9 protein-coding genes are annotated in these 6989 nt (G+C 73.0%); 5 read left to right on the top strand and 4 right to left on the bottom strand.

The window, feature by feature from the left end:
- Nucleotides 1–53: 53 nt before the first annotated feature.
- Nucleotides 54–224 carry a hydrophobic protein gene (locus GTW67_RS03480; RefSeq protein WP_161163313.1) on the top strand — a complete coding sequence of 57 codons (171 nt, stop codon included), beginning with the start codon at nucleotides 54–56 and terminating at the stop codon, nucleotides 222–224.
- A 276-nt stretch (nucleotides 225–500) separates the two neighbouring features.
- On the opposite strand, the gene GTW67_RS03475 is transcribed toward GTW67_RS03480, so the two are convergent.
- Entirely contained in the window at nucleotides 501–854 is a 354-nt protein-coding gene (locus GTW67_RS03475) for a helix-turn-helix transcriptional regulator (RefSeq protein WP_161163312.1), read from the bottom strand.
- An 88-nt stretch (nucleotides 855–942) separates the two neighbouring features.
- Between GTW67_RS03475 and GTW67_RS03470 the strand changes: the two genes are divergently transcribed.
- Nucleotides 943–1272: an STAS domain-containing protein gene (locus GTW67_RS03470; protein ID WP_161163311.1), complete on the top strand. Its 330-nt coding sequence runs from the start codon at nucleotides 943–945 to the stop codon at nucleotides 1270–1272.
- Nucleotides 1273–1307: 35 nt separating this feature from the next.
- Here the strand turns inward: GTW67_RS03470 and GTW67_RS03465 are convergent, their stop codons facing one another.
- The 3 genes from GTW67_RS03465 to GTW67_RS03455 all read right to left on the bottom strand — a co-directional run bounded on the left by GTW67_RS03465 (nucleotide 1308) and on the right by GTW67_RS03455 (nucleotide 4979).
- Entirely contained in the window at nucleotides 1308–2009 is a 702-nt protein-coding gene (locus GTW67_RS03465) for a 2-phosphosulfolactate phosphatase (RefSeq protein ID WP_161163310.1), read from the bottom strand.
- Between the two features lie 155 nt (nucleotides 2010–2164).
- Entirely contained in the window at nucleotides 2165–2632 is a 468-nt protein-coding gene (locus tag GTW67_RS03460; RefSeq protein WP_202436772.1) for an ATP-binding protein, read from the bottom strand.
- A gap of 52 nt (nucleotides 2633–2684) precedes the next feature.
- Nucleotides 2685–4979 carry an MMPL family transporter gene (locus GTW67_RS03455; RefSeq protein ID WP_161163308.1) on the bottom strand — a complete coding sequence of 765 codons (2295 nt, stop codon included), beginning with the start codon at nucleotides 4977–4979 and terminating at the stop codon, nucleotides 2685–2687.
- Nucleotides 4980–5212: 233 nt separating this feature from the next.
- Here GTW67_RS03455 and GTW67_RS03450 point away from each other — a divergent pair, with 233 nt between their 5' ends.
- From GTW67_RS03450 to GTW67_RS03440, 3 genes are all read left to right on the top strand, one after another.
- Nucleotides 5213–6364 carry an SDR family oxidoreductase gene (locus GTW67_RS03450; RefSeq protein ID WP_161163307.1) on the top strand — a complete coding sequence of 384 codons (1152 nt, stop codon included), beginning with the start codon at nucleotides 5213–5215 and terminating at the stop codon, nucleotides 6362–6364.
- 33 nt (nucleotides 6365–6397) lie between these two features.
- Complete coding sequence (locus GTW67_RS03445; protein WP_161163306.1) at nucleotides 6398–6730, top strand: acyl carrier protein; 333 nt, start codon at nucleotides 6398–6400, stop codon at nucleotides 6728–6730.
- Nucleotides 6727–6989: beta-ketoacyl synthase N-terminal-like domain-containing protein (locus tag GTW67_RS03440; protein ID WP_272920455.1), on the top strand; the 263-nt coding region annotated here is incomplete at its 3' end. The genes GTW67_RS03445 and GTW67_RS03440, both read left to right, overlap by 4 nt.

The following is a 6989-nucleotide window of genomic DNA, read 5'->3' as shown; positions in this document are numbered from 1 at the left end:
TGGTGTTTGTGGGGGCGGGATGAGAGCACACGTCGGCCAGGAGGTTGACAACTATGGTTCCCCTGCTTCTGGTTCTTCTGCTGGCTCTGGTTCTCTTCGGCGCGGGCTTCGCGCTCAAGGCCCTCTGGTGGGTCGCGGTGATCGTGCTCGTGGTGTGGCTGCTGGGCTTCGTCGTCCGTCCGGCGGCCGGCGGTGGCCGCAAGGGCCGCTGGTACCGATGGTGATGCCCGCCGCTGACTGAACGCGGCACGGTCACGCCACCGCAACGGCGTGACGAGAAGGGTGGGTTCGGCCCGACAGGGGCCGAACCCACCCTTCTGTGTGCGCTCTTGCGCGCTGACCGGTCCTCGCCCGGGGAGACCTCGGGTGATCAAACCGGACGCGGAGGACGGTATCCGGCGTACCGGGTGGAACGAGGGGTACTGGACGTCCCATCGGCCCCGCGGGCGCCGCAGTGGGAACCCTGCGCCTCCTCGCCCGCGGGGCCGACCCGTTCACCCTCACCTGGTGTCGGTCAGGCGCGCCGCGTGGCCACCGGGCTTCCGGCCGCGGTGGGTCTCGTCCTGGACGAGCAGGGAGAGCAGCGACGCCACCGTCAGCCCGGCCTCCGCCGGGTGGCGCAGGACCTTGTCCGGCTCGATGCGGTAGGTGTTCGTCCGCCCGTCCCGGGTGTGGGAGAGGTAGCCGTCCTGTTCGAGGTCGGAGATGATCCGCTGGACGGCGCGCTCGGTGAGCCGGCAGTGAGCGGCGATGTCGCGGATCCGGATGTTCGGGTTGTCGGCGATGGCGGCGAGCACGCGCGCGTGGTTCGTGACGAACGTCCATCCGGTGTGAGATCCAGGCACTTCAACCATGCACAGCATTTTAGGGACCGTCTTTGCCGGAAGCCCAATACATGACATACTTTTCGCGCAATAGGAGACAGGTCTCGTTGGGGGTCGGATGCAGGCCATGGACGACACCGTTGTGGTGCAGTACGAGCGGTGCGGTGCCTGGGTCGTCGGCGCGCGAGGCGCGTACGACATGAACTCGATCACGCCCTTGGCACAGGCGCTGAACACCGCGTCCAAGACGTATCCGAGGGTGATACTGGACGCCTCCGGCGTCACCTTCGCGGACTCGGCGCTGCTGAATCTGCTGATACTCACCCACCAGGCGGCGGACCTGCGCCTGGCCGCGCCGACGGAGCAGTTGGTCCGGCTCCTGGAGCTCACCGGCGTGGACACGGTCCTGAAGGTGCGGGCGACGGTGGAGGAAGCCGCAGCCTGCTGAGCGTGCCGGGCGCGGTGCCCGGTGGGCCGGCTCGGTCAGCTCGTGGCCTCGTCGGTCGGTGCCGGTGCCGGGCACGGGCGAAGGACCATGAGCGAGTCCTCCGGCGTCGCCACCATGGCGAAGGGGAACCGGTCGAGTTCGAGGCAGAGCGGGACGTCGTCGGGGTGGGCTCCCTGGCGCACGCCCTGCTCCAGCTCGGCGGCGGCCCGGGACTCGCGGGCGCGGCGAAGGAACCCGGCCGCGTCTGTCGCGACCCCGTCGGCCCTGCGGGCGATGTACTGGGCGCAGGCCAGGTCCTCCTCGGCCCGCCCGTCCTCACCGGTGACCACGAACGTGACGCTGTCGCACGCGCGGGTCCGCAGGAGCCGGGCCGTCGCCTCCGCCACCACGAAGCCGGCGCACAGCACGAGCGACGCCTCCTTGACCGCGAGGGCGCCGACCGTACCGGCCGTGGTCTTCTGCACGACGGTCCGGCCGCCGAGGTCGGCGGACCGCAGCAGGCCCGGCGAGTTGACGGCGTCGAACCCGGGCGCCGGCGCACCGTCCTTCAGCGCCACCCAGTCCGGGTGGCGGGCCTTGAGCGCCAGGGCCTCGTCCAGCGACTCGGCGAGCACGATCCTCTCCGCCCCTCGGGCGAAGGCCCAGGCGGCCACCGTGTAGGCACGCATGACGTCGACCACGACCGCCACGGACGGGGTTTCGACTAGTTCGGTGATGCCGAGGCAGCGAGCGTCCATCCGGTCATGATCGCGCACGCCCGGCCCCGATGTGGCCGCGTGGTGACGCGCATCACGGCGCACCACGGGTCAGGGCCGGTACGTACGCGTCGTCTCCCCGTTCAGCCCGTTCAGCCCGTTCAGCCCGTGCAGCCCGTTCAGCCCGTGCAGCCCGTTCAGCGCGGAAGGGTCTCCGGACCGGTGTCCTCGGCCACGGACGGCGGGCGGAAGCAGGCGATGACCGTCTTGCCGTCCTGACACGGACGGGCCTCCCACTCGTCGGCCAGCGCGTCCACGAGGAACATGCCCCGCCCGCCCAGGCGTTGGTCGCTCGGCGGCCGGGTTCTCGGCAGCTCACTGGAGCCGTCCCGCACCGCGACGTGCAGACACCGGCCGTCCCACGTCATCACCAACTGCGCATGCGAATGCGCGTGGACGTGGGCGTTCGTGACCAGTTCCGACACGGTGATCAGCACCGCGTCCACCGTCTGCGGAGCGCTGTCGGTCCAGTCCAGCGTCTCCAAGTGCCCGAGGGCCCAGTCACGTGCCTCCTTCGGTGTGCTCTGCAAGGGCAGCGACCGCGCCCAGCCCACTGCCCGTAGTGACGATTCCTCCACCGCGATTTCCCCCAAGCTGGATGACATCCCCTCTCGGGTATCCCCGCAGCGCCGGGTGAAGCGGCTGGGCCCGCGGAAATTACCGAGCGTCATCGGCCAGGTGCTGCGGCGCGGCGGACGGCGCCCCGGCCGGCCGCACGGCCGCGGGGCTCCACCAGTTGGCGCGGCCCATGAGCCGCATGACGGCGGGGACCAGCACGCCGCGCACCAGGGTGGCGTCGACCAGAACGGCCAGGGCGACACCGAACCCCAACTGCCGGAGCAGGCTGACGTCGGAGGCGACGAGGGCTCCCATGGCGACCGCGACGGCGAGAGCCGCGGCGGTGAAGACACGGCCGGTGCGGGCGACGCCGTGGACGATGGCGGCCGTCGTGTCACCCGTCGCCCGGTAATGGTCCTGGATGCGGGCGAGCAGCAGCAGTTCGTAGTCGACGGTCAGGCCGAAGGCGATGCAGAACAGCAGGACCGGCATGGTCGCGTCGATGGCGCCGGTGGCCTCGGAGTGGCCCAGCAGCCGCTCCAGATGGCCGTCCTGGAAGGCGTGGACGACACCGCCCAGAGCGGCGGTCAGGCTCACCGCCGCCACGGCGACGACCTTGACGGGCACCAGGACGCACCGGGTGTAGTAGGCGGTGACGGCCAGCGTCACCAGGGCCAGGATCGCCGCCGCCAGGGGCAGCCGGCCGGTGAGGGCCGCCCGCGCGTCGACGTTGTCCACGGCGGCGCCAGCCACCCGGACCGTCGCGGGGGCGGGCAACGCGCGGATGTCCGCGACCAGTTCGGCGGCGGCCCGCGAGTGGGGGGCCGCCGCCGACGCCACCGTCACCAGCGCACCCTTGCCGGGCACCTCACCCGCTGCCTCAGGCGGGGCAGGCGCCGGGCCTGTGCGTCGCCCGTCCTGGAAGGTGCCGACCGAGCCGACCCGCACGGCCTGCACATGGCGCAGGGCGGACAGGGCACGCCCGTAGCGGTCGAGGGCCGTTCCCGCCTCGGCGGTGGGCCGTACGTCGGGGAGTACGACCGTGAGCTGCCCGGGGAGTTCGGGGAACAGGTCGTCGAGGACGCGGGCGTCGGCGCGGGCGGGTGCGCCGGCCGGGAGGATGTGCTGATCGGGCAGGGCCAGCCGTACGTGCAGGAAGGGCTGGAGGAAGAGCCCGAGGACGGCCAGGGCGGCCGCCGCGCTCAGGGCGGGGCGGCGCGTCACCGCTCGGGCGAGTGAGCGCCAGGCCGCGCTGCCGTCGGCCGGGTGCCGGGTGCGACGGCCGGTCCCGAGCGGGTCGGTGCGCGCGCTGCCGTCGGCCGGGTGCCGGGTGCGGCGACCGGCCCCGAGCGGGTCGGTGCGCTCGATCCAGGGGCCGAGCAGGGTGAGGGCCGCGGGCACGACCAGCAGGGACGTGGCGGCGGCGAGGACGGTGACCGCGATGCCGGCGCAGGCCATGGACTTCAGGAACGGAAAGGGGAAGACCAGCAGCACGGCCAGCCCGGCGGACAGGATGCACGCGGAGGCCACGACGGTCCGGCCCACCGTCCGGGTCGCCGTGGACACCGCCGTGACCGGGTCGGTGCCGCCGCCCGTCTCCTCGCGGTAACGGCCGACCAGGAACAGGGAGTAGTCCACGGCCAGCCCGAACCCGAGCCCGCCGACGAGGTTCTGCGCGAACACGGAGACCGGGGCGAACTCGCTCACGACCCGCAGCACGGCCATCGCGCCCAGTACGGCCGTGGCCCCGACGACGACGGGCAGCAGAGCGGCGGCCAGGGAACGGAACGCCCAGGCCAGCACCAGGAAGGTCAACGGCGCCGCGATCAGCTCGGCGCGCATCAGGTCGTCGGCGGCCGTGCGAGTCGCCGACGCCGTGGTCCAGGCCGGCCCCGCCGCCCGGACGGTCACCGGCCCGTCGGCGCCCGTCAGCTCCGGCACGAGACGCTCGGCGGTACGGGAGGCGCCGTCCTCGCCGCCCTCCAGGTGGGTCACGACCAGACCGGCACGGCCGTCGGCCGACCACAGCCCCGACCGGGGATCCTCCTCCCAGGCGGACCGGACCGTCGTGACGCCCGGCTCACCGCGCAGCCGCTCGGCCAGCCGGTGGGCGGAGCGCGCGGCGGCGGGCGAGTCGAGCCGCTGTCCGGAGGCAGGGGTGAGGACGAAGATGAGGTCGGGGCGGGCGGCGCCGTACCGCTCCGCCACGGCCTCGGCACGGGCGGCCTGGGTGCCGGTCGCGGTGAACCCCCCGCGGGCGAGGTGGTCGTGCAGGCCCGCCGACGCCCACAGGAAGAGCGCGCACAGCGCACCGGCGACGGCGAGCACGGCGAGCGCCCGCCTCCGGCACGCCGCGGAGACGCCCCCGGAGTCCGGGAAGTTCTGGTCGGGCATCGCTCCACTGTGAAGGCGCGCCGCACGCACCTCGTGACCGACACACCGGAGGCCGGGTGCACCGGTGAGGGGTTGGTGGGCGCGCTCCCGGCATCCGGGTGAGCCGGGACGCCTCTCAGGAGGCGGTGCCCGGCCGCCGCCACCATGCTGACTACGGGAACGCGTGTGCGCGGCAGCCGGTGAGCGCCCGGTGCGCGGCACGAAGACCGACTCCGAGAGGCTGGCTTGCCTGTATGAGGACGATCGCGCTGTCGGGTACGACGGGCTTTCTGGGCTGCCATCTCCTGGCCCGGCTGCTGCAACAGGACTGCTGTGTCGTCGCGCTGGTCCGGGACGCCCCGGCCCGTGCGGCGGCCCGGATCGAACGCGCCCTGGCGTTCGCCGGAGGCGGCCCGGAGAACGGCTCGCCCGTCGGCGGGCGCGTGCGGATCGTCCAGGCCGACCTCGGCGCCGCCCGTCTCGGCCTGTTCGGCGAGGTCTTCGACGGGCTCGCGGACGAGGTGGACGAGGTGTGGCACTGCGCGGCCTCCACCCACCTCGAAGCGGATCTGGCGACGGTCAGCGCCGTCAACGTCGAGGGCACCCGGCACATGCTGGAACTCGCCGCCGCGGGCCGACGCCGGCCGCGCTTCGTGCACATCAGCACCGCCTACGTCGCCGGCGGCCGCACCGACTGCACGGTCGCCGAGGACGACCTGGACGGCTCCTTCGGGTTCATGACCCCGTACGAGGAGTCCAAGTACCAGGCCGAGCTGCTGGTGCGAGCGTGGGCCCGTGACGGGCGCCGGGCGCTGGTCCTGCGGCCCAGCACACTGGTCACCGACAAGCCGCTGCTCCCGCGCGGACCCCGCCACCCGCACTCCGTCCTCGGACTGCGGCTGGGCCGACTGGCATCCTGGGGACCGGACTTCCTCACCCGCCGGTTCGGCGTACGCCCGGACGGTGACGGCGTCTTCCGCGTCCGGCTGCCCGGCCGGCCCGGCAGCACCACCAACATCGCGTCCGTGGAGTACGCGACGGACGCCGTCATGCGCCTGACCCGCGACGACGACCCCGCACCGGGAGTCGTCACACGGCACGTGACCCACCCCGTCGACACACCGGCATCGGTGTGGCTGGAGGCGATGCGGTCACTGGTCCCCTGGGTGGAGCCCGTCGTGGTGGAAGGTGACGTCGACGCCACGACGCTGGAGTCGTTCATCGTCTCGCTCCAGCCCGGCGGCCGCCGCTACGGACACCTGCGGCGCAGCTACGAACGCGGCGCGCTCGACACCGCCGAGGCACGCGACGGCGTGTCCGCCCCGGCGGCGCTCGACGTCCCCTATCTCGTCAGAACCCTCAACGTCCCCGGGAACAGGCGGACTTCCACGTTGGCGTCCGCCTGAGATCTCGCCCCTGCCGACTCGTCTGGAGAAGCGATGAACACCTCCCCGCTGCAAGAGCGCCTCACGGGACTGCTGTGCGACTACTTCGAAGTCGACCCGCAGGCGATGGACCCCGACGCCACACTCCAGGACCTCGGAATCGACTCACTGTCCCTGGCGGAACTCTTCGTGGTCCTGGAGGAGGAGGACGGCATCAAGCTGTTCGAGGCCTCCTCGGGGCTGTCGACGCAGACCACGCTGGCCGAAGCCCTCCGCTTCATCGAGGAGCAGGCCGCCGCGCAGAACCCGCGGGCCGCCGGTGCGGTCGAGGAAGGGGCTCCGGCGCCGAGCGGTGCCGAAGCGGCGGGGGACAAGGCGCTGTCATGAACCGGGAACCCGTGGTGGTGACCGGCCTCGGCCTCGTCACCCCGGCCGCGGTCGGCGTGAAGGAAAGCTGGGAACACCTCCTGGAGGGAACCCCCACGGCCGCGCCCGACCCGGCCCTGGAGGACATGCCCGTCGACTTCTCCTGCCGCGTCCCGGACGACGCCCTCGCCGCGGCGCTCGGACGCGGACTGCGCTGGCGCACCGACCGGTTCATCCAGATGGCGGTGGTCGCGGCCCGGGAGGCCGTCGCCGACGCCGG

It is taken from the genome of Streptomyces sp. SID5910 (assembly GCF_009862125.1).
Lineage (GTDB): Bacteria > Actinomycetota > Actinomycetes > Streptomycetales > Streptomycetaceae > Streptomyces.
The sequence above is the reverse complement of the archived record's forward strand: the minus strand, read 5'-3'. Positions and strand labels throughout refer to the sequence as shown.

Excerpts from the sequence above, each read along its gene's own strand:
- GTW67_RS03480 (WP_161163313.1), top strand. The coding sequence starts at position 54 with ATGGTTCCCCTGCTTCTGGTTCTTCTGCTGGCTCTGGTTCTCTTCGGC.
- GTW67_RS03475 (WP_161163312.1), bottom strand. The coding sequence starts at position 854 with ATGGTTGAAGTGCCTGGATCTCACACCGGATGGACGTTCGTCACGAAC.
- GTW67_RS03470 (WP_161163311.1), top strand. The coding sequence starts at position 943 with ATGCAGGCCATGGACGACACCGTTGTGGTGCAGTACGAGCGGTGCGGT.
- GTW67_RS03465 (WP_161163310.1), bottom strand. The coding sequence starts at position 2,009 with ATGGACGCTCGCTGCCTCGGCATCACCGAACTAGTCGAAACCCCGTCC.
- GTW67_RS03460 (WP_202436772.1), bottom strand. The coding sequence starts at position 2,632 with ATGTCATCCAGCTTGGGGGAAATCGCGGTGGAGGAATCGTCACTACGG.
- GTW67_RS03455 (WP_161163308.1), bottom strand. The coding sequence starts at position 4,979 with ATGCCCGACCAGAACTTCCCGGACTCCGGGGGCGTCTCCGCGGCGTGC.
- GTW67_RS03450 (WP_161163307.1), top strand. The coding sequence starts at position 5,213 with ATGAGGACGATCGCGCTGTCGGGTACGACGGGCTTTCTGGGCTGCCAT.
- GTW67_RS03445 (WP_161163306.1), top strand. The coding sequence starts at position 6,398 with ATGAACACCTCCCCGCTGCAAGAGCGCCTCACGGGACTGCTGTGCGAC.